Origin of the sequence: Streptomyces zhihengii, assembly GCF_016919245.1 — a bacterium.
Classification (GTDB): Bacteria; Actinomycetota; Actinomycetes; order Streptomycetales; family Streptomycetaceae; genus Streptomyces; species Streptomyces zhihengii.
Window position 1 is genome coordinate 286,572 of the sequence record NZ_JAFEJA010000002.1, and the last position, 23,429, is coordinate 310,000.

The following is a 23,429-nucleotide window of genomic DNA, read 5'->3' on the forward strand; positions in this document are numbered from 1 at the left end:
CGTTGTCGGTGCGAGGACCTAATCTGTGCACCGTGACTTCGCCTGCCCCCACGGAATTCGTTCCGCCCCAGCTCAGCGCCGGGCCGCGGCCCGCGCAGGGCCCGGCCGCCGACGAAGGGCTGGCGCGGCGCCTGCGCGCGCTCGCGTGCACCGCGCCGCTGCACGACCTCGACGTCCGCAAGGCCAATCTGGCGGGCGAGTACTCGGTCTACTCGATGGCCGAGGTCGCGCTCGCCGCGATCGACCTCGTCACGCTCAACATGGACTTCGACACGGGCGCGGACCACGAGCAGATAGTGGCCAGACTCCTCCCGCGCGTCGCCGCCCAGGCCCCCGCCCGCCCGCAGGCCGAGCATGAGCGCGTCGCGCGCTGGGTCCTGGAGAACCTGATCAACGTCGGCAGCGTGGACCGGGGATTCCGCGCCGTCTACGGCACCTTCGGTCCCGACGGGGTCTACACCCGCCGCGACTACGACTTCAAACTCATCGAGGAGGTCCCCGGCTACGGCGGCAGCGTCTATCTGCGGACCACCGACGAAGCCGTCAACGTGCTCGTCGGCGCGCTGGACACCGACGTCACCAGCGCGCAGATCGCGGCGGAGGTGAAGCTGGAGATCCTCATCAGCCGCGGCCGCCTCGCCGACGCCCAGCTCGCCGCCGAACAGGCCCGCTACCGGACGGTGCAGTACTCGGAGACGCTGCGCCGCACCCTGGAGGCCACCCGGCGCAACGTGCGCGCCGTCGACTGGCTGAACACCGTGCCCGACATGATCGCCGAGGCGCTGGACCACGTCGCCGACCGCTACCGCCACGAGAACGCCATCCTCACCAACATCCGCAAGGCGCGCGACGAGGCCGAGGCCGGCGGCGACCCCAAGATGGCCGAGCACAAGCGCCGCGCCGCCGAGCTCGTCGACATAGTCAAGGACTGCATCCGGCGCCACACCCAGCTCCAGTCGAGACTGCTGGAGGCCGGCCCCCTGTTCCGCGCCGAGCAGGACCGCCAGGCGTTCGCCCGCCCCACGTCGCGCACCGGCCTGGACCTCTACGGGCAGTTGCTGGCACCGTTGCTGCCGCTGCCCGTGCGCTCGGCCGGCCGGGTCACCGACGCCTTCTTCGCCCGGGGCACCGGCCTGCGCACCCCCGTGTCCGTCCGGGTCGGCGACCTGGTCGACATGCTGCTCACCCCGCCCGTGGAGCGCGAGCACCTCGGCGCCCACATGCCGGAACCGGACCTGATCGCCACCCCCGACGACAGCCGCTTCAGCGAGGAGCAGCTCGCGAGCGCCACCGAACTGCTCGACCTGGAGCACGACGCGCCGCGCCGGCTCTCCGGGCTCCTCGCGGAAGCCCGCCTCCGTGACCCGGAACTGCCCTACCTGGTGGCCCTGCTGGCGGTCCACGCGGCGAGCCCGCCGGTCGGCACCGCCTACCGGCAGGGCGAACAGCGGCTGCTGTTCGCCGTCGACGACGGCACCGCGCTCGACGACCCCGAGTTCGGCGGCGCCGACCTCATCGTCGGCACCGCGCTGCTGGACGCGGCGGGCATGGCGGCGGACCGCTCGGAGGCCACATGACCACGCCCCGGCACATGACCACGCCCCGGCGCACGACCGCGGCCCGCGCCCTCCACCCGGTGGAGCCCGCGGCGGCCGTCGTCGGACCGGCCCCGCACCCGGCCCGCACCGGTGCCCCGGCCCGCCCCGGCAGCCCCCGCCCCGCGCGGCCCTCCGCGCCAGCCGCCCCCGCCCCGCCCGGCGCCGGGCGCACCCGAGCCGTCACGACCACCACCCCCGAGGAGCCCCACCCGTGAGCGACCACTCCGCCGAGCACCCCGGTGCCTGGAGCGACCCGGTCACCCCCCAGGGGCCCCCGGCCGGACCGATCGGCCGGACCGGTCACGCCCCCGGCGCCCTCACCCCCGCCGACGCCGCCGACGCCGCCCGCCTCGTCTCCTTCGGGCTGCAGCCCAGACTGCTCCCCGCCCGCGACGCCGAGTACGGCGAACTGCTGCGCCGCTACCGCGAGGACACCGGCTTCGCGCGCCTGGCCGACGCCGTCGCGACCGGCCTCGGCCTCGTGGTGCTGGAGGTCTCGCCCCGCGCCGGCATGGCCGTCACCGCCGCCGAGGACTCCGTCTTCGCCGTCCGGATGGGCGACTACGCCCGCCGCGCCTCCGCCGAGTCGGCCGACCGCTTCCTCCACGGCCTGGCCCATCTCGCCGTCGCCGCCATGGCGTTCCCCCGGCCCGAGGACCTCGCCGACGACGGCTACATCGGACGCATCACGGTCAACGGCGTCGACGCCTTCGTCCGCCAGGCATGCCGCCGGCTGGAGGAGCGCGCCGACGCCGAGGGGGAGAACACCGACCCGGCGAGCGACGCCCCCGGCCTCGAAGCCGCCTGGCGGGTGTACGCCCGCCGCAGCACGACCGGGGCCACCAAGGACGCCCGGCGGCTCGCCGGATCCACCACGGGCATCATCGGCAAGGCGGTCGGGTTCCTCACCGACTCCGGCTTCCTCCAGCGGACCGGCGACGACGCGGGCGGCGCCTACCGCACCACGGCCCGCTACCAGCTCCAGGTCCGCGACATGGCCGGCAGCGCCGCGATGGCCGAGCTGCTGGAGCTCGGCGTCGTCCCGGTCAGCGACGGCAGCGCCACCCTGGTCGCGCCGCCCGGCGACGACGACCTGGAGCTCGCCGCCGACGCCGGCCTGCCCTTCCACTCCTGACCGCCCGCCCGGGGACACCCCACGCCCCGCCCCGGCCGGGCGCCACGACGTTCCGCCGGGCAACACGACGCCAGACGAAGAAGACTGAGAGTCCGCCGCCATGTACGAGTTGTCCCGGGTCCGCCTCTACTCCATCGGCCCCGCCGGTGCGCGCTACGCCGACACCGTGCTCGACCTGCGCGGAGTCGGCGCGCCCGTGCCCCACCCCGCGCCCACCCAGGCGGAGTTCTTCGAGGAGGAGCCCGTCGGCCCGCCGCGCCGCCCCGCGCCCGCCGGCGTCCTCTTCCTGGAGAACGGCGGCGGCAAGTCGGTCCTCCTCAAACTGATCTTCTCGGTGATGCTCCCCGGCCACCGCAACACCCTCGGCGGCGCCAGCTCGGGCGTGCTGCGCAAGTTCCTGCTCGCCGACGACTGCGGGCACGTCGCCCTGGAATGGCAGCACACCCAGACCGGCGAGCTGGTCGTCGTGGGCAAGGTCAGCGAATGGCGCGGGCGCCAGGTCTCCAACGACCCCCGCAAGTTCGCCGAGGCCTGGTACTCCTTCCGGCCCGGCCCGGGGCTGAGCCTCGACAGCCTCCCCGTCGCCGAGGCCACTACGATGCGCCCGCCCGTCGAGGGCGCCTCCGGCGCCCGCGGCCGCCGCCGCACCATGAAGGGCTTCCGGGACGCCGTCACCGACGCGGCCAAGGCGTACCCGCACCTCGACGTGTACTGGGAGGAGATCCACGACCGCTGGAACGAGCACCTCGGCGACATCGGCCTGGACCCCGAGCTGTTCCGCTACCAGCGCGAGATGAACGCCGACGAGGGCGAGGCCGCCGGCCTGTTCGCCGTCAAGAAGGACTCCGACTTCACCGACCTGCTGCTGCGGGCCGTGACCGACACCCGCGACACCGACGGCCTCGCCGATCTCGTCAGCGGCTTCGGCAACAAGCTGGGCCGCCGCGCCGAACTCACCGCCGAGCGCGACTTCACCGCCGGATCGGTCGACCTGCTGGGCCGGATCGTCGACGCGGCCGAAGCCCGTGCCCGGGCCCGCGACGTCCACGCCGGCGCCGAACGGCGCACCCGGACCCTGGCACGGCGCCTCACGGCCCGCGCCGCCGACGAGCGCGGCCTCGCCGCCGAACTCGCCCAGCAGGTCGCCGAGGCCGCCCACGGTGTCGGCGACGCCGAGGAGGCGCGCGGCCACAGCTCCCTCGTCGCCGCCGAACTCGCCTACCGGCACGCCTCGCTCGCCCTGACCGCCGCCGAGAAGGGCGCCGCGTCCCAGCGCCGCGAGCTGATCGACGCGCGCACCCTGCACGCCGCCTGGCAGGCCGCCGAGGCCGTGCTGCGCCACCGCGCGGCCGGCGACCGCTCGGCCCGCGTCGCGGCGGCGATCCGCGAGGCCGAGCGGGACGCCGCCCCGGCCCTGGCCGCCCGCGCCAAGGCCGCCGGCGACCTGGTGCGCGCCCTGCACGCGGCGGCCGAGGACGGCGAACGCGTCGCCAACGAGGAGGAGGAGCGCTCCCGCGTCCTCCAGGAGTCGGGCGAGGCCGCCCACCGGGACGCCACCGTCGCCGCCACGGAGGCCCAGCGCGCCCGCAGCGAGATCGGGCATCTGCGCCAGCGCCTGGCCGAGGTCGAGCAGGAGACCGCCGAGGCGGTACGCGCCGGCTGGCTCGACGACACCGCGCCCGACGCCGACCCTGCCCGCGCCGCGCTCGCCGCCAGCGACGCCGAGCGCACCGCCGTCGAGGCATGGGACGCGGCCCGCGAGACCGCGCGCACCACGGCCGAGCGGGCCAAGGAGGCGGCCGGTGCCGAGTCCCGCGCCGAACTCGCCGCCGCCCGGGCCGAGGACGCGGCCCGCGCCGCCGGGCACGCCTACGAGGCGGAGCGCCGCGCCGCCGAGTCCATCGCCGAGGACGAACGCCTCGCCGACCTTCTGGGCCTCGCCCCCGCCGCCCGGCAGCAGGGCACCGGCGAGGCCGCGCCCGTGCCTGGGCAGCGCACCCCCGGGGGCACCGGAGCGCCCGGGGAGCGCCCCGCGCCGGCCGCCGGACACACGGACACCGAGCCCGCACGGCTGACCGCCGCCCAGCTCGACGGCTTCGCCGAGGAACTGCGCGAGCTGCTCGACGGCTCGGTCGCCTCCGCCGAGCGCCAGCTCTTCGACCTGCGCACCGCCGCCGCCGACGACGCCCGCATCCTCGGCGCGCTCGGCGACGGGGGACTGCTGCCGCCCGCCCCGGACGTGCTCGCCACCGTCGAGTACCTCGGCGAGCACGGCATCCCCGCCCTGCCCGGCTGGCGCTACCTCGCGCAGTCCGTCGACCCGGCCGACCACGCGGCCGTCCTGGCGGCCCGCCCCGAGTTGGTGGACGGCGTCGTCGTCACCGACCCCGACTCCCACGCCCGCGCCCGCGAGGTGCTCGCCGGGGCCGCGCTGCTGCCCCGCTCCGCCGTGGCCGTCGGCACCGCCGCGGCGCTGCTGGCCCCCGTCCCGGCCGTCGGCGAAGGCACCGGCAGCGGCACCGACGTGTTCCTCGTCCCGCCGAACCCGGCCATGCACGACGAACACGCGGCCGACGAGGAGCGGCACGCCCTGCGCGCCCGGGCCGCCGCCCGCGACGAGGAGATCCGCGCGCTCGCCGCCCGGCTCGCCGGGGACCGCGCGCTCGGCGCGCGTCTCGCCGCCTGGCGCGAGGACTGCCCGCAGGGAATGCTCGCCGAACTCGCCGAAGCCGCCCGCACGGCGGGGGAGACGGCGGCCGAGGCACGGGACTCCCTCGACGCCGCCCGCACGGTGCGGGCCGAGGCCGACGAGGCCGCCGCCGACGCCGCGCGGGTCCGCGACGACCGCCAGGAGACCGCCCAGCGCGCCCGCCGCGCCGCCGACGCGCTCGCCGGTCTCGCCTTCCGGCTGCGCGAACGCGCCGGCTGGCAGCTCAAGCTGCGGGAACTGGCCGACGAGGCGGCCGAGTCGGAGGCGCGCGCCGCCGCGTTCCTGGAGCGCGCCAAGGCCGCCGACGAGGACCGCCGCGCCGCCCAGCGCGCCGGCGACGACGCCCGGCGCACGGCCCGCGCGCTGCGCGCGGAGCGGGCCGAGATCGCGGGCGCCCCGGAGAACCTGCCCGAGGACGACACGCCCCGCACCGCCCTGCCCACGCTCCGCGAGGCGTACCGCGCCGCGTCCCAGCTCTACGAGAAGGTCGGTGTCGGAGCCGATCTCCGCGCCGAGCAGGCCCGCGCGGAGAGCGACGAGAGCGCGGCGCTCGCCGAGCTCGACCGGCTGACGAACAAGGTCCGCACCCGGGCCGCCCAGTTGCTGGAGGGCACCGACGGCGCCGACGGCCCGTCCCGGCAGGCGGCCGCGGCCCGCGCCGAGTCACTGGTGCAGATGCTGGAGACCCGGGCGTCCGAGGCGAGCGAGAAGCTGGGCCGCCTCCGCGGCGAGGCGGAGCGCCTGGCCCCGGCCGACGGCGAGGCCCACACGGAGCTCGCCGACGACCTCGTCCCCGCCGACGCCGGGCAGGCGCAGAGCCTGCTGCGCACCGCCTCCGGCGAACTCGCGGCCCGCACCGACGCCCTGGAGGCGGCCCGGGCCGCGCACGCCGGGCTGCTGCGGGCCCACCGCACGGCCGAGGACGCCGCGGGCGGCTTCGACGAGACCGCCGCCCTCCTGCGCGACCTGCTCCGGGACCACCAGCCGGAGGAGGAGGCGGCTCAGCCGCCCGAGCCCTATCCGGGCAGGCTGGAGGAGGCCCGCCAGGCAGCGGCCGAGGCCCGCCGCTCGCTGCGCGGCTGCGCCGGGGACCTCTCCGTGGCGGAGGCCGCGGTGCGCGAGGCGAGCGACGTCCTCGTACGGCACGCCAACTCCACCCGCTACGAGCAGGTGCGCACGCCCGCCCGCCAGCAGATCCGCGAACTGCCCGCCGCGGCGCTGCCGGAGCACGCCGCCCGCTGGGCCGAGGCCTTCGCCCCGAGGCTCCGGGTCCTCACCGACGAGCTGTCCCAGCTCGAACGGAACCGCGACACCATCGTCGACCGGCTGCGCGGGCTGGTCGAGGCGTCCCTGGCCACGCTGCGCTCGGCGCAGCGGCTGTCCCGGCTGCCGGAGGGCCTGGGGGAGTGGTCCGGGCAGGAGTTCCTGCGGATCCGCTTCGAGGAGCCCGACCAGGCGACCCTGGCCGAGCGGCTCGGCGAGGTCGTCGACGAGGCCACCCGCGCGGCCGTGAAGAAGAACGCCTCGGCGGCGTACGGCGAGGGGCGTCGGGACGGCATGTCCCTGCTGCTGCGGGGAGTGCAGGCAGCGCTCCAGCCGAGGGGCGTCGCGGTCGAGATCCTCAAGCCGGACGCGGTGCTGCGCGCCGAGCGGGTGCCGGTGGGGCAGATGGGAGACGTGTTCTCCGGCGGCCAGCTGCTCACCGCGGCGATCGCGCTCTACTGCACGATGGCGGCCCTGCGGAGCAACGACCGGGGCCGGGACAAGCACCGGCACGCGGGCACGCTCTTCCTGGACAACCCCATCGGCCGCGCCAACGCCACGTATCTGCTGGAGCTCCAGCGGGCGGTGTCGGACGCGCTCGGCGTCCAGCTGCTCTACACGACGGGTCTCTTCGACACCACGGCGCTCGCGGAGTTCCCGCTGGTGATCCGGCTCCGCAACGACGCGGACCTGCGGGCCGGTCTGAAGTACATCAGCGTCGAGGAGCATCTGCGCCCGGGGCTGCCGCAGATCGATCCGGCGGGGGAGACCGTCCACGGGGAGATCACCGCGACGCGGATGTTCAAGCGGGCCACGGTGCCCGCGCCCGCCGCGCCGGACCCCTCGGAGTCCACCGCACCGGCCGGGTCGGACGCTCCGGAGCCGGCCGCCTCCGAGTAGCCGGCCCGCCCGGGGCCCGTATCACGGACAGGCCGCCCGGGCCGGCGTCACGGACACCGGCCCGGGCAACCGGAAGGCGCGGGGCAGGCCTCGCAGAAGCACGCCGCGGAAGCAAGCCTCCGAGGGAAGCCTCCGAGGGAAGCGGCCGCAGGACGCCGGAGAAGGAAGCCTCCCAGGGAAGCGGCCGGAGGAAGCCTCCGAGGGAAGCCGCAGAAGAAAGCCGCCGGGGGAGGCTCACCGGAGCAGGCCGGGGCTCCGGACGGGCGGTGGCCGTCAGGCCCCGGAGAGGCTGCCCGCGCCGCGACGCCGTATCCGGGCCGCGGCGCGCTCGGCGCTCCGGGCGGCCTTCCGCTCCCGGCGCCGCTCGCGCCGCAACTGCCGTGCGGTGCTGCTCGGCACGGACACCACACCGTTGCGCTGGTTCCAGACCTGGCGGGTGACCCACACGTCCAGCACCGCCCAGGTGGCCGCCACCGTGCCCGCCACACTCGCCAGTACGGCGGGGAAGGCCAGCCAGGAATCCGTGAGGGTGAAGAGGAACGCCGTCATCCCCAGCGTCAGTGTCACGGACACGACGATCACGGCGCGCACGGCCGCGGTGCGCACCGGGTCCGCCATCCGGCGTGTGCCGTGGGGTTCGTCCGTCCAGAGCGGGCTGCCGTCGGCGTCCTCACCGGCCGGGCCGCCACCGGCCTCCCGCCGCGCCGGTGCGGCGGTCCGCGTGCCACGCGGACCCGGCAGGTGCCGTGCGGAGGATTCCCTTGCGGAACCCGGCGCGGACGCCCCCATGCGACGCTCGTCCGTGTCCATGGATCGTGTCACTCCCCACCTCTGTCCGACTTCAGGGTGACTGCCCGGAATCGGCTGCCCGGAATCGGACGCTCTACTCGCCGCCGGTCCGGCCGCGCCCGTCCGCCGGGTCTGACGGCGGGCGGAACGACGGGCATCGGCGCACGATGCCCGGCAGCGGTGAACCGACGAGGCTTCCCCTACGTATTGACGAGTGACACCGTGTGAAGATTCCCCCGGAATCGACCGCGGCGAAGAGTTCCGGCCATCTGTAAGCGTCCGCTATGCGGTGCGCGATCGCGGTGCGCGCGTGCAATCGCGAATGCCAACTCCGCGAATAGCGGGACATCCTGTGATCGGCCTGTCCGCAGAAGGCCGAAAATCGTCCCGGACGTGTCTTCGGGTTGTCACTCCCGCAGTAGTAGGCTCACGCCGTTTGCTGACGGAACACCCGCCGCGCCGGGCCGGGTTGAGCAGGGGGAGGCCATGCGCTTTCGCGGGAAGTCGATCCGCCGGAAGATCGTGGCGCTGCTGCTTGTGCCCCTGATGTCGCTCACCGCCCTGTGGGGATTCGCGACGGTGCTCACCGGACGCGAGGCCGGACAGCTCCTGGACGCCACCGCGGTCGCCGAGAACGTCGGCACCCCCGTCGAGGACATGGCCGTGCTGCTCCAGGAGGAACGCCGCCAGACCCTGGTCTACCTCGCCGACCGGCGCGCGTCGGACGCGCTGCCCGCCCTGCGCACCCGCCGCGACGCCACCGACGGCGCCGTCGCCGCGATCCGCGACGCCGCCGCACGGCAGTCCGTGCGCGACGACATGACCGGCGAGACGTCCCGGCAGCTCACCGCGCTCCTCGACGCGCTCGACGGGATGACCGCCCTGCGCAGGTCCGTGGACGGCAACACCGTCTCCCGCGCCGAGGCCCTCACCTTCTACAACGGCCTCGTCGACCCCTCCTACACCTTCCTCGCCACGGTCCGCGCCCTGAACGACTCCGCCATGGAGCGCCAGGGCCGCGCCCTCCTCGGTCTGCTGCGCGCCCGCGAGATGCTCTCCCGCGAGGACGCCCTCGTCGCCTCCACCCTCACCACCCGCAAGGTGACCGCACCGGAGATACGGGCCCTCAGCGATCTGGTCGCCCAGCGCAAGCTGCACTACGAGGTCAACCTCGCCGGCCTCCCCGGCAGGGAACGCGAGATCGTCAAGACCTACTGGCGCAGCCCCGAGACCGCACCGCTGCGCGACGCCGAGGAACGCCTGATAGCCGCCGGCCCCGACAACCGGCTCCCCTCCGCCGATCTCGAACGGTGGGAGGAGGCGGCCACCCCCGTCCTGGACGACCTCGCCCGTGAGGCCGTGGAGGCGGGCGACCGCTACCACGACCGCATCGAGCCGGCCGCGTACGGCGTCTTCGTCCGCGCGGGCGTGGCCGGTGTGCTCGGCTTCCTCGCCCTGCTGGTCTCCGTGATCGTCTCCGTCCGCATCGGCCGCGACCTGGTGCGCGACCTCTCCCGGCTGCGCAAGGAGGCGCACGAGGTCTCGGGAGTGCGCCTGCCGAGCGTGATGCGGCGGCTGGCGGCGGGCGAGCACGTCGACGTGGAGACCGAGGCCCCCCGGCTGGAGTACGACAAGGACGAGATCGGCCAGGCGGGCCAGGCGCTGAACACCTTGCAGCGCGCCGCCGTCGAGGCCGCCGTCCGCCAGGCCGACATGCGGCGCGGCGTCTCCGAGGTCTTCGTCAACCTCGCCCGGCGCAACCAGGTGCTGCTGCACCGCCAGCTCACCCTGCTCGACGCCATGGAGCGCCGCACCGAGGACACCGAGGAGCTCGCCGACCTGTTCCGGCTCGACCACCTCACCACCCGGATGCGGCGCCACGCCGAGGGCCTGGTCATCCTCTCCGGGGCGGCGCCCTCCCGGCAGTGGCGCAAGCCGATCCAGCTCATGGACGTGGTGCGCGCCGCCGTCGCCGAGGTCGAGGACTACGAGCGCATCGAGGTGCGCAGGCTGCCCCGGATCGGCGTCGGCGGCCCCGCCGTCGCCGACCTCACCCATCTGATCGCCGAACTGCTGGAGAACGCCACGGTGTTCTCGCCGCCCCACACCGGGGTGCAGGTCCACGGCGAGCGGGTCGCCAACGGTTTCACCCTGGAGATCCACGACCGCGGGCTCGGCATGACGCCGGACGCCCTCCTCGACGCCAATCTGCGACTCGCCGAGACGCCCGAGTTCGAACTGTCCGACACCGACCGGCTCGGCCTGTTCGTCGTCAGCCGCCTCGCCCAGCGCCAGAACGTGCGGGTCTCGCTCCAGCAGTCGCCGTACGGCGGCACCACCGCCGTCGTGTTCATCCCGGCGGCGCTGCTCACCGAGGCGCCCGAGACGCAGGGCACCGGCTTCCGGCTCGACCGCAAGAGCGACAGCGCGGCGGGGCGCCGTGAGCAGAGCAGGCTCGCGCTCTCCCAGATCCCGCCCGGCCCGGCCGCCGCGGCCCTGCTCGACGGACCCGTCGAACTGGAGGCCCCGCTCGGCCCCGAGGACCGGGACCGCGACGCCGCCCGCGCGCGGGAGCGCGGTACGGCCGCCACCTCCGCCCCCGCGGTGGCCGATCCCGCGGGCCTCGGCGACATCGAGGACACCGAGAGCGCACGGGGCGGCATCTTCCGCGCCCGCTCCCTCCAGCGCGACGGCGACCAGGGCGCGCAGCGGGGAGCCCGGCCCGCCGCCGCACCCCCGCTCGGCCCGGTACCCCTGCCCCGCCGCCGCCCGCCGACGCTGGTCGCCGACCACGGCCGCCGGGTCGACGACCGCGGCGCCGAGGGGCGCCACCACCCGCACTCCGACCAGGACGACGCCGCCCCGGAGCCGACCCGCGGGGGACGCGGCGCCGGGAACGGCCCCGTCCCGCTTCCGCGCCCCCTCGACGGCCGGGAGCGGGTCCGCCCCTTCGCCATGCCGCCGGCGGACGCACGCCCCGGGCCGGCGGACGGCCCCGCGCCGGCCGGCCCCTTCGCCCCGGCCCGCGGCACGGCCTCGTCCGCTGACACCGGCCCCGCATCCGGCGCCCGCCACCTGCCCGCACCCGGCACCGACGGCCCCGCCTCCGACGCGGCCGGGGCCCGCGGCTCCGCCGCCCCCGGCACCGACGGGGCGACCGTCGGCGGACTGCCCCGGCGCGTCCGCCAGGCGAGCCTCGTCCCGCAACTGCGCGACACGGGCGACGCCGAGCGCCCGCCCGCCCCGGCGGCCCCGCGCGACGACGAGCGCGACGCCGAGCAGGTGCGCGCCCGCATGGCGTCCATGCAGCGCGGCTGGCAGCGCGGCCGCCGGCAGAACGCAGACGAGTCCGGGGCCGCCCCCGGTACCGACCGCACATCCGGCTCCGGCCGGACCGCACCAGGAACGACATCTGAGGGGGACGGTCCATGACCGCACCGCACGCCGCAGCAAGCGCCAACGGCACCCGGACCGCCGGCCGGGGCTCCGGAGAGCTCAACTGGCTCCTCGACGAACTGGTCGACCGCGTCGCCAGCATCCGCAAGGCGCTGGTGCTCTCCAGCGACGGCCTGGCCACCGGGGCCTCCCGCGACCTCACCCGCGAGGACGGCGAACACCTGGCCGCCGTCGCCTCCGGATTCCACAGCCTCGCCAAGGGCGTGGGCCGCCACTTCGAGGCCGGACAGGTCCGGCAGACGGTCGTCGAACTCGACGAGGCCTTCCTGTTCGTGACCGCCGCCGGCGACGGGAGCTGTCTCGCCGTCCTGGCGGACGCCGACTCCGACGTGGGCCAGGTCGCCTACGAGATGACGCTCATGGTCAAGCGGGTCGGCGCCCACCTCGTCACGGCACCACGGACCGGACCGGCCGCCGGCGGGTGACGGCAGCCATGAGTGACTCCGTCGGAAGAGCTCACACGCCGCACCACTGGATCGACGCGGATGCCGGTCCGGTGGTCCGCCCCTACGCCATGACCCGTGGCCGCACCGGCCACGACAGCCGGCTGCGGCTCGACCTGATCGCCCTGGTGGTGCCCGAGTCGGCCACCGGGGACCCCGGCGTCGACCAGTCGCTGTCGCCGGAGCACGTCGAAATCGTCGAACGCTGCGGCGACACACCGCAGTCGATCGCGGAACTCGCCGCCGGACTCGACCTGCCCGTCGGGGTGGTCCGGGTCCTCGTCGGCGACCTGGTGGACGACGCCCTCGTCCACGTGACCCGTCCCGTTCCGCCGGCCGAGCTGCCGGACGTGAGCATTCTGCGCGAGGTGATCAATGGCCTTCGGGCGCTCTAGCCGCCGGTCCGCCGCGGCGACCGAACCGGTGACCCTGAAGGTCCTGGTGGCGGGTGGATTCGGCGTGGGCAAGACGACGCTGGTCGGCGCGGTGAGCGAGATCCGCCCCCTGCGCACCGAGGAGTCGCTCAGCGAGGCCGGGCGGCCCGTCGACGACACCTCCGGCGTGGAGGCCAAGACGACCACCACGGTCGCCATGGACTTCGGCCGGATCACCCTGCGCGAGGACCTGATCCTCTACCTCTTCGGCACGCCCGGACAGGACCGCTTCTGGTTCCTGTGGGACGAGCTCGCCCAGGGGGCGCTCGGCGCGGTGGTCCTGGCCGACACCCGCCGGCTCGAGGACTGCTTCGCCGCCGTCGACTACTTCGAACGCCGGGGCATCCCCTTCGCGGTGGCCGTCAACTGCTTCGAGGGAGCGGAGCACTTCCCGCCGGACACGGTACGGGCGGCGCTCGACCTGGACGCGGCGGTGCCGCTGCTGGTCGGCGACGCGCGCGACCGGGAATCGGTCAAGCGGATCCTGGTGGCCGTGGTCGAGCACGCCCTGGCCCGCGTCGACCAGGCCCGCGAGCCCGTCACCACCTGACGGCCACCCGGGCCCCGGGCGACCACACACGCCCCGCCCCGCCACCACCCGTGACGGCACACGGCCCCGGCCGTCACATGCCCGCCCCGCCACCACCCGTGACGGCACACGGCCCGTACCCCCACCGACCGGGGTACGGGCCGTGCGTTCTCGGGGTCGGCTCCGGCCGGCCGCCGCCTCCCGGCCGGAGCTCCTCTCCCCAGCCCGGCAGGCTGTCAGCCGTTCTCGGCGAGCCACTTCGCGGCGATCTCCGAGAGCTCCGCGTCCCGGCCCGCCAGCATCATCCGGATCATCTGCGCGTCACCGCGCAGCGACCACGCGGGGTGCCCGAAGGTCGCCGGATTGTTCTTCTCGATCAGGAAGTGCGCCGGCCACGCCGTGCCGTAGCCGATCAGCGGCAGGGCGGCCGCGTACCGCAGCCGCCCGCGCGCCAGCCCGTAGGCGGTGACGGCGAGCCCGGTCAGCGTGCCCGTCAGATGCACCCACCGGGTCGCGGCCCGCGAGTGCATCGCGACGTAATAGGGCCAGAACTCTTCGTACGAGTCGAACGTGTGCTGCGTCATGACCGCACGGTAACTCCGCTCGGCCCGCGCGTCAGCCCCCGTGACCGCGCAGCGACCGTTCGGCCACCGGGAAGTCGAAGAACGTCTGAGGGAACACCTCCGGCCGGTACGTGAAGTGCCACCACTCCTCGGGCAGGTTCACGAAGCCCTCGGCCGCCAGCACCCCTTTCAGGAGCTGCCGGTTCGCCCGCTGGACGCCGGTGATCCGGGGGTCGTCGGTGTGCGAGAGGGTGTCGAAGCAGTCGTAGCCGGTGCCCATGTCCACGGAGTTGTCCGGGAACCGGTCCGCCTGCGGCGCGTGGCACGCGGCCAGCGGCTCGCCCGGCACGTACGGCCGGGTGGGCGCGGCAGGCAGCCGCACCAGCGTGAGGTCGACCGTGCTGCCGCGGCTGTGCCCGGACTTCTCCGCGATGTAACCGTCGGCGAACAGCCGCGACTTCTCCACCCGCGGATAGAACTCCGCCTTCATCCGCTCGTCCGCGAGGTCCTCGGCCCACTCCACGAAGTGGTCGACGGCCCGCTGCGGCCGGTAGCAGTCGTACACCTTCAGCGAGTACCCCTGGCGCAGCAGCGTCCGCTGCGCCCGCGCGAGCGCCTGCGCGGCGGGCCGGGTGAGGATGCACAGCGGCTGTCGGTAGCCGTCGACGGGCACACCGACGAAGTTGTGCGGGCCCGTGTAGCGGATGTCGTGGAGGACCGTCGGCGCCACGGACCGCAGATCGGTGAACTCCCGCGGAGCCTTCGGCTCCGCCTTCGCCTGCGCCGGAGCCTGCACGGACGCGGCGGCGATCAGGCAGACGGCCGCTGCCGCCGCCCGCCGGAAAGCGGTTCCCAGTCGTGTCATGGGCCCACGGTCTACCAGCAACCCGCCCGCGGCGAAAGGGAGATCGGATACAGTCCGGCCGTGTCCATGGACTCCTACTGCGGCCACTGCGGAGCGCCCTACGGCGCCGCCGCCGGCTGGCCCCGCACTTGCACGTCCTGCGGCCGGACCGCCTACCGCAACCCGCTGCCGGTCGCCGTCGCCCTGCTGCCCGTCCGCGACGGCGACGGCACCGGCCTCGTGGTCGTCACCCGCGCCATCGAACCGGCCCGCGGCCTGGCCGCACTGCCGGGCGGCTTCATCGACCACGCCGAGGACTGGCGCCACGCCGTGGTCCGCGAACTCGCCGAGGAGACGGGCATCCGGGCCGCCGCGGACGATGTGCGGCTCGCCGACGCGCTCAGCTCACCGGCCGGGCACCTGCTGCTGTTCGGCCTGCTGCCCGAGCGGATGCCCGACACCCTGCCGCCGTCCGCGCCCACCGACGAGACCGACGGCTGGCACCTGCTCCGCGCCCCGGCGGAGCTGGGCTTCCCCCTCCACACCGTCGCGGCCCGACGCTGGTTCGCCGGCGACTACACCCCAGCCCCCGGCGCCCCCTGACCGTCCGGCCCGTCCGGCGCGGGGTCAGGACGCGGGGCCGGGCGGCGTCCCCGTGACCGGACCGCGGAGCCGCAGCCCCGTCGTGACCGGCACCCGGTCCTCGCCGGCCCAGCGCTCGACCACCACCCGCCCGTCCGCCCACCCCGTCGCGTACCGCTCGATCTCCGGCTCCGCCCAGCCGTCACCGCTGTCCCGCACCACCAGCCCGCCGCCCTTGCGGCCCGGCGCCGGAGCCCACACCTCCAGCTCCACCGCCCCGTCCGCACCCGCCACGGCGAGCACCGTCCCGGCCCGCGCCAGCACCGGGATCCGCTCCGGCGGCGCGTCCACCGTCACCGTCCCCGGCCCCTCGAACACCCGCTCCGTCACCGTGTCGTACCAGCGCCCCCGCGGCAGGCGCACCGTCCGCCTCCGGGCCCCCGCCGTCAGCACCGGCGCCACCAGCAGCGAGTCGCCCAGCAGGAAGGCGTCCTCGCAGTCCCGCAGCGCCCTGTCCTCCGGACACCCCCACCACAGCGGACGGACCATCGGCGCACCGGTCAGCCGCGACAACTGCGCCAGCGACACCAGGTACGGACGCAGCCGCTCGCGCTCCCGCAGCACCGCCGCCACCGCGTCCGCGTACGGGCCCGTGGCCGGTGGACCGCCCACGGTCAGGAACAGCGGCAGCCAGGCGCCCAACTGCACACCGCGCAGCAACAGTTCCGCCTCCCCGCCGGCCCCCGGCGGCAGGGGCCCGCCACCCGCGGCCGTGGCGGGCGCGGTGCGCGCCCCCGCGAGCGGCACCCCGCTCAGCCCCAGCCCCAGCACCAGCGACAGCGCGGCACGCAGCCCCTGCCAGCCCGCCGGGACCTCCTCGCACCAGGCACCCCCGTACCGCTGCATGCCCGCCCAGCCCGAACGCGAGACCACGAACGGCCGCTCGGCCGGACGGCAGCCGCGCAGCCCCTCGTACGCGGCCCGCGCCATCGACAGCCCGCCGACGTTGTGGGCCTCCCGGCCGTCCCCGCCCCGGCCCTCCAGCACCCGGGGCGCCGACAGCGGCACCGCGCCGCCGGGGGAGCCCGCGGCGGCGCGCCCCTCCGGCTCGTGCCACACGCCCGAGAAGCCCTGCGCCGCCAGGTCCTCGTACCACTCCGCCCACCACGCCCGGGCCCGCGGATCCGTGAAGTCCGGGTGCGCCCGCCCGGCCGGCGAGCTCCCGTCCGGGCTGCGCACCTCCGTGCCGTCCGCGTCCGTGACGAACACCCCGGCGGCCGACCCGCTGCCGTGCACCGAGCCCTCAGGCCCGGCCGTCACCGCCGGGTCCACCACCCGCACCAGCCGTATGTCGTCCTCGGCCAGGTCCTTGGCGAGCGCCCCCAGCGCGGGGAACCGCCCCTCGTCCACCGCGAACGGTCCGTCGGGGCCGCCGCCCAGATGCACCGCGGACAGCGGGGCGCTCCCCTCCGCCAGCTCCCGCACACCGTGCTCGTCCGCCGCCGGCCCGCCCGCGTGATGACGCCCCAGCGCCCACGAGGGCGGCAGCGCCGGCGCGCCCGTGAGCTGGGCGAAGCCGCTCAGCACCCGGGCCGGGGATCCCACCACCACCCAGCAGCGCAGCGGCCCGCCGTCCATCCGCATCTCGATCGTCCCCGGCCTGTCGTGCCCCGAGCCCGCGCCCTCCTCGCCCTCCCGGACCGTCACCTTCCCGCCCCAGGTGGTGTCGTGGAACACCAGATGCGTCCCCGCGTCGGCCACCACCGTCTGCACCGGCATCGAGATGTGCGGGGCGTCCTCCTCCGTGCCCGGGGCCGGCACGGCGGAGGACGCCCCGCCGTTCCACAGCCGGTACGACGTCTCCCGCAGCCGCACCCCCGACGCCCGGCCGCCCAGCCCGAAGACCCGCGCGTCCGGAGGCACCTCGCTGCGCAGCGACCAGCGCGCCGGGCCGCCGGCCACGGGCTCCCACCAGCGCGGCGGCAGATCCCGGCGCAGCACCACCCCGCCCGGCGTCCGTATCTCCACCGCGCCGTGCCGGGACACCTCGACCGTCACCCGCTCGGACACCACCCGCCAGCCGCCGTCCTTGTCCGGCTCCAGCCCGGCCCGCGGATCCGCCTCCGGCGGCCGGCCGGCGAGCCCGTACGAGGGCAGCGGCTCCGCGCCGTCCCACCCGCAGAAGACGGCACCGCCGGCCGCCACCACGATCCGCAGCTCCGACCGCGCGAACCGCACCACGCCGCCGCCCGGCAGCGGCAGTGCCTCCCGCACCGCCCCCGGCACCCTCGCCCGCTCGGGCCCGCGCTCCGGCTGCGCCGAACCGGCGCCCCGGCGCAGCCACGCCGTACGTGCCTCCCGCATGCCCCGCAGCGGGCCGAACCTCTTCACCGAGCGCACCAGGTCACGACCGTCCATGCCGTTCACCCTGCCATCGGCGCGCCGTGCCGGGGGCGCTGTTCAACTGCCGTTCACCCGTGGTCGGAGCACATACGCGCCGCGCCGACCATGGGCGGGGAGCCCTGGTGCGGGCGACGATCACATGGCATCGTCCCTGTCAGCCCGCGTCCGCGCACACCCCGCACGCCCGCGGGCCGCGCAGACACCGCGCACCCACCGCGTACAGAGACAGCCCGGGAGCCGCCCCATGACCACAGCAGCGAACCCTGCCCCGCTCTGGCAGCCAGACTCCGACCGCATCGCCGCCGCCCGGGTCACCCGCTTCCAGACCTGGGCCGCCGAGCACCACGGAGCACCGGCCGACGGCGGCTACACGGCGCTGCACCGCTGGTCCGTGGACGAGCTGGAGACCTTCTGGGGTGCCGTCGCCGAATGGTTCGACATCCGATTCGCCACCCCGTACGGCCGCGTGCTGGCCGACCGCTCCATGCCCGGCGCCCAGTGGTTCCCCGGCGCCACGCTGAACTACGCCGAACACGCCCTGCGCACCGCCGACGACCCGGAGCGGGCACATGAACCGGCCCTGCTCCATGTGGACGAGACACACGATCCCGTGCCGACGAGCTGGACGGAACTGCGCCGCCAGGTCGGCGCACTCGCCGCCGAGCTCCGCGCCCTCGGCGTGCGCCCCGGCGACCGCGTCAGCGGCTACCTCCCCAACATCCCCGAGGCGGTCACCGCCCTGCTCGCCACCGCCGCCGTCGGCGCGGTGTGGACCTCCTGCGCACCCGACTTCGGCGCCCGCAGCGTCCTCGACCGCTTCCAGCAGGTCGAACCGGTCGTCCTCTTCACCGTCGACGGCTACCGCTACGGCGGCAAGGAGCACGACCGCACCGCCACGGTGACCGAGCTCCGCGCCGAACTGCCCTCGCTTCGGGCCGTCGTCCACATCCCGCTCCTCGGCACCCCCGCCCCCGAAGGCGCCCTCGACTGGTCGGCCGTGACCGCGGGCGACACCGAGCCGGTCTACGAGCACGTCCCCTTCGACCACCCGCTCTGGGTCCTCTACTCCTCCGGCACCACCGGCCTGCCCAAGGCCATCGTCCAGTCCCAGGGCGGCATCCTGCTGGAGCACTACAAGCAGCTCGGCCTCCACTGCGACCTCGGCCCCGGCGACCGCTTCTTCTGGTACACCTCCACCGGCTGGATGATGTGGAACTTCCTCGTCTCCGGCCTGCTGACGGGCACCACCGTCGTCCTCTACGACGGCAGCCCCGGCCACCCCACCACCGGCGCCCAGTGGAAGATCGCCGAACGCACCGGCGCCACCCTCTTCGGCACCTCCGCCGCCTACGTGATGGCCTGTGCCAAGGCCGGCGTCCACCCGGCCCGCGACTACGACCTCTCCCGGATCGGCTGCGTCGCCACCACCGGCTCCCCGCTGCCCCCCGACGGCTTCCGCTGGCTCCACGACGAGGTCGCCGACAACCTCTGGATCGCCTCCGTCAGCGGCGGCACCGACGTCTGCAGCTGCTTCGCCGGCGCCGTGCCCACGCTCCCCGTCCACATCGGCGAACTCCAGGCCGCCTGCCTCGGCACCGACCTCCAGTCCTGGGACCCCGAGGGCGCACCGCTCGTCGGCGAGGTCGGCGAACTCGTCGTCACCAACCCCATGCCGTCCATGCCCATCCGCTTCTGGAACGACCCCGACGGCAGCCGGTACCACGACAGCTACTTCGACGTGTACCCCGGCGTGTGGCGCCACGGCGACTGGATCACCATCACCGACACCGGCTCGGTCGTCATCCACGGACGCTCCGACTCCACCCTCAACCGCCAGGGCGTCCGGATGGGCTCCGCCGACATCTACGAGGCCGTCGAACGGCTCCCCGAGATCCGCGAGTCCCTCGTGATCGGCCTGGAGCAGCCGGACGGCGGCTACTGGATGCCGCTCTTCGTCCACCTCACCGAGGGCACAGCACTCGACGACGGGCTCCGCGACCGCATCAAGCGCACCATCCGCGAGCAGCTCTCCCCGCGCCATGTCCCGGACGAGATCATCGAGGTCCCGGGCGTGCCCCACACCCTCACCGGCAAGCGCATCGAGGTCCCCGTCAAGCGCCTCCTCCAGGGCACCCCGCTCGACAAGGCCGTCAACCCGGGATCCGTCGACAACCTCGAACTCCTCCGCTTCTACGAGGACATCGCCCGCAAGCGGGCCTGACCCGCCGCCCCCGGGCCCGCGCCACCGGCGCGCGGGCCCACCGCCGGGCCTCCCGGGCCGCATTGTCAGACCCCTCACCTAACGTGAGGGATCAGTGACACACGGCACACAAGGGGGACCTCATGACATCCACCGGCCCGACCACCCGACCCGGCTCCGACGCGGCGATCCGGCGCGCCCTGCGCCGCGAAGTCCCGAACACCCTCGGCATCCTCGCCGACCCGCGCGACTTCGCCGCCATGCGCGGCTACCGCAGCTTCACCTTCGACGACCACGACAGCTATCTGCGCCACGCAGACCGGCTGCTGCGCGCCCTCACCGCCCAGCACCTCCACACCACCCTCGCCCTGTTCGACCCCGACGAATACGCCGACTACTGCGCCGACGCGGGCCTCGACGCCGACAGCCCCGCCTCCCGCAGCCGCTTCACCGCCGAACTCGCCCGCCGCGGCACGGCCGTCCCCTGCACCGGAGCCCCCCTCGCCGAGCTGCTGCCCCACCTCGTCGACGCCACGGTCCGCCGCGCCACCCGGCACTACGCGACGGCGCTCCTCACCGACCTCGGCACCTGCGCGGAATGCGGCGAGGACATCGGCCGCGCCTCCTTCGCCCTGGCCACCCGCGTCCTGACGCGGCTCCTCGACATCGCCGGCCCCGGCACCCACCACCTGGTGTGCAGCGTCCCGGCCCCCGACGAACAGCTGCTCGCCGTCCTCCACGCCCAGGGCGACGACACCACCGCCCCGGCCGCCCTCGACACCGAGGAGGGCGTCGCGTTCGTGACCGTCCTCGCCGCCGGCATCGCCCTGCGGGCCGGCGGAGGCGTCGTCCTGCGCACCACCCGCCCCGGCGCCCCCGACTACCTCCACGGCTGGCGGCTCGACCGCGGCCGGCTCACCCCGCTCACCGCGGGGGAGGTCTTCAGCGCCTACTGCACCGACGCGGCCACCGGCGACCCGCTCCCACCCGAGCCCGGAGTCGAGTACCGCGCGGGCTTCCCCGTCACCGCCGCCGATCCCGGAGGCCACCACTGACACCCGCCCCCGAAGCCTCCCTGAAGGCGCCCGACGAGAAGGGTCCACGAGAAGCGGGAAGAGGGCTCCCCGCCACCGGCGGAAAGCCCTCTTCACCACTCAGGTCACCGGCGGCCCGGCGTCACTCGCCGGACAGCACCGCCTGCGCGGCCGCCCGCGCCTCCTCGGCGGTGTCCGCCGCACGCGCCGCCGCCGCCGCGCGCTCGCACTGCGCGAGCGTGTACTTCGCCAGCGTCGCCCGTACATAGGGGATCGATGCCGCGCCCATGGACAGCGAAGTCACACCGAGCCCCGTCAGCACACACGCCAGGAGCGGATCGGAGGCCGCCTCACCACAGACACCACAGCTCTTGCCCTCGGCCTTCGCCGCCTCGGCGGACAGCGCCACCAGGTCCAGCAGCGCCGGCTGCCACGGGTCCTGCAGCCTGGACACGGCACCCACCTGCCGGTCGGCGGCGAACGTGTACTGCGCGAGGTCGTTCGTCCCCAGCGAGAGGAACTCGACCTCCTGCAGGATCGAACGCGCCCGCAGCGCGGCGGAGGGGATCTCCACCATCGCCCCGAACTTCGCCTCCAGCCCGGCATCCCGGCACGCGTCGGCGAACGCCTTCGCGTCGGTCCGGTCGGCGACCATCGGGGCCATGACCTCGAGATAGACGGGAAGCCCCCGGGCCGCCGTCGCCAGCGCCGACAACTGCGTCCGCAGCACCTCGGGGTGGTCGAGCAGCGAGCGCAGCCCCCGCACGCCCAGCGCCGGGTTCGGCTCGTCGGCCGGGGTCAGGAAGTCCAGCGGCTTGTCCGCCCCCGCGTCCAGCACCCGCACCACCACGCGCCCCTCCGGGAACGCCTCCAGCACCTGGCGGTACGCCTCGACCTGCTTCTCCTCGGAGGGAGCCCGGCTGCTGTCGTCGAGGAAGAGGAACTCGGTACGGAAGAGGCCCACGCCCTCCGCCCCCGCGTCCAGCGCCGCCGGGACATCGGCGGGGCCGCCCACATTGGCGAGCAGGGGCACCTTGTGCCCGTCCGACGTCGCCCCCGGACCAGTGGACGCGGCGAGCGCGGCCTTGCGCTCCGCGGCCGCCCGCTCCATCTGGGACCGCTTCTCCTGCGTCGGCTCGACGAAGATCTCGCCCGTGCTGCCGTCGACCGCGACCAGCGTGCCCTCGGCCAGCTCCCCGGCACCGGGCAGCGCCACGACGGCCGGCACCCCGAGCGCCCGCGCCAGGATCGCGCTGTGGCTCGTCGGCCCGCCCTCCTCGGTCACGAAACCGAGCACCAGCGACGGGTCCAGCAGCGCGGTGTCCGCGGGCGCCAGGTCACGGGCGATGAGGACGTACGGCTCGTCGCTGTCGGGGACGCCCGGCATGGGCACCCCGAGCAGCCGCGCCACGATCCGGTTGCGCACGTCGTCGAGATCGGCCACCCGGCCCGCGAGGTACTCACCGGCACCCGCCAGCAGCGCCCGGTACGCGGCGAAGGCGTCGTACACCGCGCGCTCGGCCGTGCTGCCCACCGCGATGCGGCGCTCCACGTCGGACATCAGCTCGGGGTCCTGGGCCATCATGGCCTGCGCCTCGAGCACGCCCTGCGCCTCGCCGCCGGCGAGGTTGCCGCGGGCGATCAGATCCGCCGCGACCGCCTCCACCGCCTGGCGCGCCCGCCCCTGCTCCCGCTCCGCGTCCTGCGGCGGGATCTGCTTGGCCGGCGGCTCCAGGACCGCCGTGCCCATGTGCCGCACCTCGCCGATCGCCACACCGTGGCTCACGCCGACGCCTCGCAGCGTTGTCTCCATGTCACCGTCTCCGATTCGGCGACGGCGCCGTGCCGTCGCGGTGGATGTCCGACCGCACGGTGACCGGCTCCCGTCGCCGGTCACCGCGAGAGGTCACTGCCAGCCGAAGAGGCTGTCGCCGACCTTCACCTCTCCGGCCTCGCGGACGTCGGAGAGGGAGTCGGGCGTGGCCTCGAGTGCCACGACGGGACAGATGGGCGACTTGCCCGCGGCCTCCACGGCCGAGGGGTTCCAGCGGACGACGGCCTGGCCGCGCTCCACGGAGTCGCCCTTGGCGACGAGGAGTTCGAAGCCCTCGCCGTTGAGCTGCACGGTGTCGATGCCCAGGTGGGTCAGTACGCCGTGCCCTTCGTCGTCGACGACGACGAAGGCGTGCGGGTGCAGCGAGACGACGATGCCGGTGACAGGGGACACGGCCTCGGAGGGCCCGCGCTCGGGGTCGATGGCGGTCCCAGGACCGACCATCGCGCCGGAGAAGACCGGATCGGGAACTGCCGCGAGCCCGATGGCCTGTCCGGCGAGAGGGGACGTCACTGTGGTCATGGAGCCTCCCAGGGCGGGGATTTCGTACGGCGTCGTCACTGCCTGTACCGGACGACGCACCGTTCAGCAGGGTATGTCACATGAAGTCCTAGTTCCGCCCGAGACCTACCAGTTGAACGGACCTAGGGAGCACCGGAAACGATTTGCCTCGTCTGCGTGCGACCTGTACTGTCGTACCCCTGCCTGGCCC

General features: G+C 75.3%; 17 protein-coding genes. 11 read left to right on the forward strand and 6 right to left on the reverse strand.

Annotated features, from left to right (window positions below; translation table 11 throughout):
• Positions 1-32: 32 nt before the first annotated feature.
• The 4 genes from JE024_RS29485 (at position 33) to JE024_RS29500 (ending at position 7,606) form a co-directional block, all read left to right on the forward strand.
• Positions 33-1,577 carry a hypothetical protein gene (locus JE024_RS29485; protein WP_205377010.1) on the forward strand — a complete coding sequence of 515 codons (1,545 nt, stop codon included), beginning with the start codon at positions 33-35 and terminating at the stop codon, positions 1,575-1,577.
• Positions 1,574-1,813 (forward strand): hypothetical protein, encoded by a 240-nt coding sequence (locus JE024_RS29490; protein ID WP_205377011.1) that lies wholly within the window; start codon positions 1,574-1,576, stop codon positions 1,811-1,813. The genes JE024_RS29485 and JE024_RS29490 overlap by 4 nt, the downstream gene beginning before the upstream one ends.
• Positions 1,810-2,733, forward strand: coding sequence for a hypothetical protein (locus JE024_RS29495; RefSeq protein ID WP_205377012.1), 924 nt, complete (start codon positions 1,810-1,812; stop codon positions 2,731-2,733). Before JE024_RS29490 ends, JE024_RS29495 begins: the two co-directional genes overlap by 4 nt.
• Positions 2,734-2,833: 100 nt before the next feature.
• Positions 2,834-7,606, forward strand: coding sequence for a coiled-coil domain-containing protein (locus JE024_RS29500; RefSeq protein ID WP_205377013.1), 4,773 nt, complete (start codon positions 2,834-2,836; stop codon positions 7,604-7,606).
• 273 nt (positions 7,607-7,879) lie between these two features.
• Here JE024_RS29500 and JE024_RS29505 read toward each other — a convergent pair whose 3' ends face one another.
• Entirely contained in the window at positions 7,880-8,416 is a 537-nt protein-coding gene (locus tag JE024_RS29505) for a hypothetical protein (RefSeq protein ID WP_205377014.1), read from the reverse strand.
• A gap of 465 nt (positions 8,417-8,881) precedes the next feature.
• On the opposite strand from JE024_RS29505, the gene JE024_RS29510 reads away from it, so the two are divergent.
• The 4 genes from JE024_RS29510 to JE024_RS29525 are packed head-to-tail and all read left to right on the forward strand — an operon-like array spanning position 8,882 to position 13,278.
• On the forward strand, positions 8,882-11,827 hold the full coding sequence (locus JE024_RS29510; RefSeq protein WP_205377015.1) for a sensor histidine kinase: 2,946 nt from the start codon (positions 8,882-8,884) through the stop codon (positions 11,825-11,827).
• Complete coding sequence (locus tag JE024_RS29515) at positions 11,824-12,276, forward strand: roadblock/LC7 domain-containing protein (protein WP_205377016.1); 453 nt, start codon at positions 11,824-11,826, stop codon at positions 12,274-12,276. Before JE024_RS29510 ends, JE024_RS29515 begins: the two co-directional genes overlap by 4 nt.
• Before the next feature lie 8 nt (positions 12,277-12,284).
• Positions 12,285-12,689: a DUF742 domain-containing protein gene (locus JE024_RS29520; protein ID WP_205377017.1), complete on the forward strand. Its 405-nt coding sequence runs from the start codon at positions 12,285-12,287 to the stop codon at positions 12,687-12,689.
• Complete coding sequence (locus JE024_RS29525) at positions 12,670-13,278, forward strand: GTP-binding protein (RefSeq protein ID WP_205377018.1); 609 nt, start codon at positions 12,670-12,672, stop codon at positions 13,276-13,278. Before JE024_RS29520 ends, JE024_RS29525 begins: the two co-directional genes overlap by 20 nt.
• 215 nt (positions 13,279-13,493) lie before the next feature.
• On the opposite strand, the gene JE024_RS29530 is transcribed toward JE024_RS29525, so the two are convergent.
• Positions 13,494-13,841: an Mpo1-like protein gene (locus JE024_RS29530; RefSeq protein ID WP_205377019.1), complete on the reverse strand. Its 348-nt coding sequence runs from the start codon at positions 13,839-13,841 to the stop codon at positions 13,494-13,496.
• A gap of 31 nt (positions 13,842-13,872) precedes the next feature.
• Positions 13,873-14,685, reverse strand: coding sequence for a M15 family metallopeptidase (locus JE024_RS29535; protein WP_205377020.1), 813 nt, complete (start codon positions 14,683-14,685; stop codon positions 13,873-13,875).
• Positions 14,686-14,751: 66 nt separating this feature from the next.
• On the opposite strand from JE024_RS29535, the gene JE024_RS29540 reads away from it, so the two are divergent.
• The gene (locus tag JE024_RS29540; RefSeq protein ID WP_205378418.1) at positions 14,752-15,267 is read left to right on the forward strand and encodes an NUDIX domain-containing protein; all 516 of its coding nucleotides are present in this window, start codon (positions 14,752-14,754) and stop codon (positions 15,265-15,267) included.
• A 24-nt stretch (positions 15,268-15,291) separates the two neighbouring features.
• On the opposite strand, the gene JE024_RS29545 is transcribed toward JE024_RS29540, so the two are convergent.
• Complete coding sequence (locus JE024_RS29545) at positions 15,292-17,664, reverse strand: glycoside hydrolase family 31 protein (protein WP_205377021.1); 2,373 nt, start codon at positions 17,662-17,664, stop codon at positions 15,292-15,294.
• Positions 17,665-17,893: 229 nt separating this feature from the next.
• On the opposite strand from JE024_RS29545, the gene JE024_RS29550 reads away from it, so the two are divergent.
• On the forward strand, positions 17,894-19,870 hold the full coding sequence (locus tag JE024_RS29550) for an acetoacetate--CoA ligase (RefSeq protein WP_205377022.1): 1,977 nt from the start codon (positions 17,894-17,896) through the stop codon (positions 19,868-19,870).
• Positions 19,871-19,992: 122 nt separating this feature from the next.
• Positions 19,993-20,904: a DUF8829 domain-containing protein gene (locus JE024_RS29555; RefSeq protein WP_205377023.1), complete on the forward strand. Its 912-nt coding sequence runs from the start codon at positions 19,993-19,995 to the stop codon at positions 20,902-20,904.
• A gap of 121 nt (positions 20,905-21,025) precedes the next feature.
• Here the strand turns inward: JE024_RS29555 and ptsP are convergent, their stop codons facing one another.
• Complete coding sequence (gene ptsP, locus JE024_RS29560) at positions 21,026-22,696, reverse strand: phosphoenolpyruvate--protein phosphotransferase (RefSeq protein ID WP_205377024.1); 1,671 nt, start codon at positions 22,694-22,696, stop codon at positions 21,026-21,028.
• A 93-nt stretch (positions 22,697-22,789) separates the two neighbouring features.
• Positions 22,790-23,239, reverse strand: coding sequence for a PTS sugar transporter subunit IIA (locus JE024_RS29565; protein WP_205377025.1), 450 nt, complete (start codon positions 23,237-23,239; stop codon positions 22,790-22,792).
• Between the last annotated feature and the right edge of the window lie 190 nt (positions 23,240-23,429).

Bases quoted from the DNA above. Each gene is read 5' to 3' on its own strand.
- JE024_RS29515 (WP_205377016.1), top strand. From the start codon at position 11,824: ATGACCGCACCGCACGCCGCAGCAAGCGCCAACGGCACCCGGACCGCC.
- JE024_RS29555 (WP_205377023.1), top strand. From the start codon at position 19,993: ATGACATCCACCGGCCCGACCACCCGACCCGGCTCCGACGCGGCGATC.
- JE024_RS29505 (WP_205377014.1), bottom strand. From the start codon at position 8,416: ATGGACACGGACGAGCGTCGCATGGGGGCGTCCGCGCCGGGTTCCGCA.
- ptsP (WP_205377024.1), bottom strand. From the start codon at position 22,696: ATGGAGACAACGCTGCGAGGCGTCGGCGTGAGCCACGGTGTGGCGATC.
- JE024_RS29500 (WP_205377013.1), top strand. From the start codon at position 2,834: ATGTACGAGTTGTCCCGGGTCCGCCTCTACTCCATCGGCCCCGCCGGT.
- JE024_RS29540 (WP_205378418.1), top strand. From the start codon at position 14,752: ATGGACTCCTACTGCGGCCACTGCGGAGCGCCCTACGGCGCCGCCGCC.
- JE024_RS29535 (WP_205377020.1), bottom strand. From the start codon at position 14,685: ATGACACGACTGGGAACCGCTTTCCGGCGGGCGGCGGCAGCGGCCGTC.
- JE024_RS29565 (WP_205377025.1), bottom strand. From the start codon at position 23,239: ATGACCACAGTGACGTCCCCTCTCGCCGGACAGGCCATCGGGCTCGCG.
- JE024_RS29545 (WP_205377021.1), bottom strand. From the start codon at position 17,664: ATGGACGGTCGTGACCTGGTGCGCTCGGTGAAGAGGTTCGGCCCGCTG.
- JE024_RS29520 (WP_205377017.1), top strand. From the start codon at position 12,285: ATGAGTGACTCCGTCGGAAGAGCTCACACGCCGCACCACTGGATCGAC.
- JE024_RS29525 (WP_205377018.1), top strand. From the start codon at position 12,670: ATGGCCTTCGGGCGCTCTAGCCGCCGGTCCGCCGCGGCGACCGAACCG.
- JE024_RS29490 (WP_205377011.1), top strand. From the start codon at position 1,574: ATGACCACGCCCCGGCACATGACCACGCCCCGGCGCACGACCGCGGCC.
- JE024_RS29550 (WP_205377022.1), top strand. From the start codon at position 17,894: ATGACCACAGCAGCGAACCCTGCCCCGCTCTGGCAGCCAGACTCCGAC.
- JE024_RS29530 (WP_205377019.1), bottom strand. From the start codon at position 13,841: ATGACGCAGCACACGTTCGACTCGTACGAAGAGTTCTGGCCCTATTAC.
- JE024_RS29510 (WP_205377015.1), top strand. From the start codon at position 8,882: ATGCGCTTTCGCGGGAAGTCGATCCGCCGGAAGATCGTGGCGCTGCTG.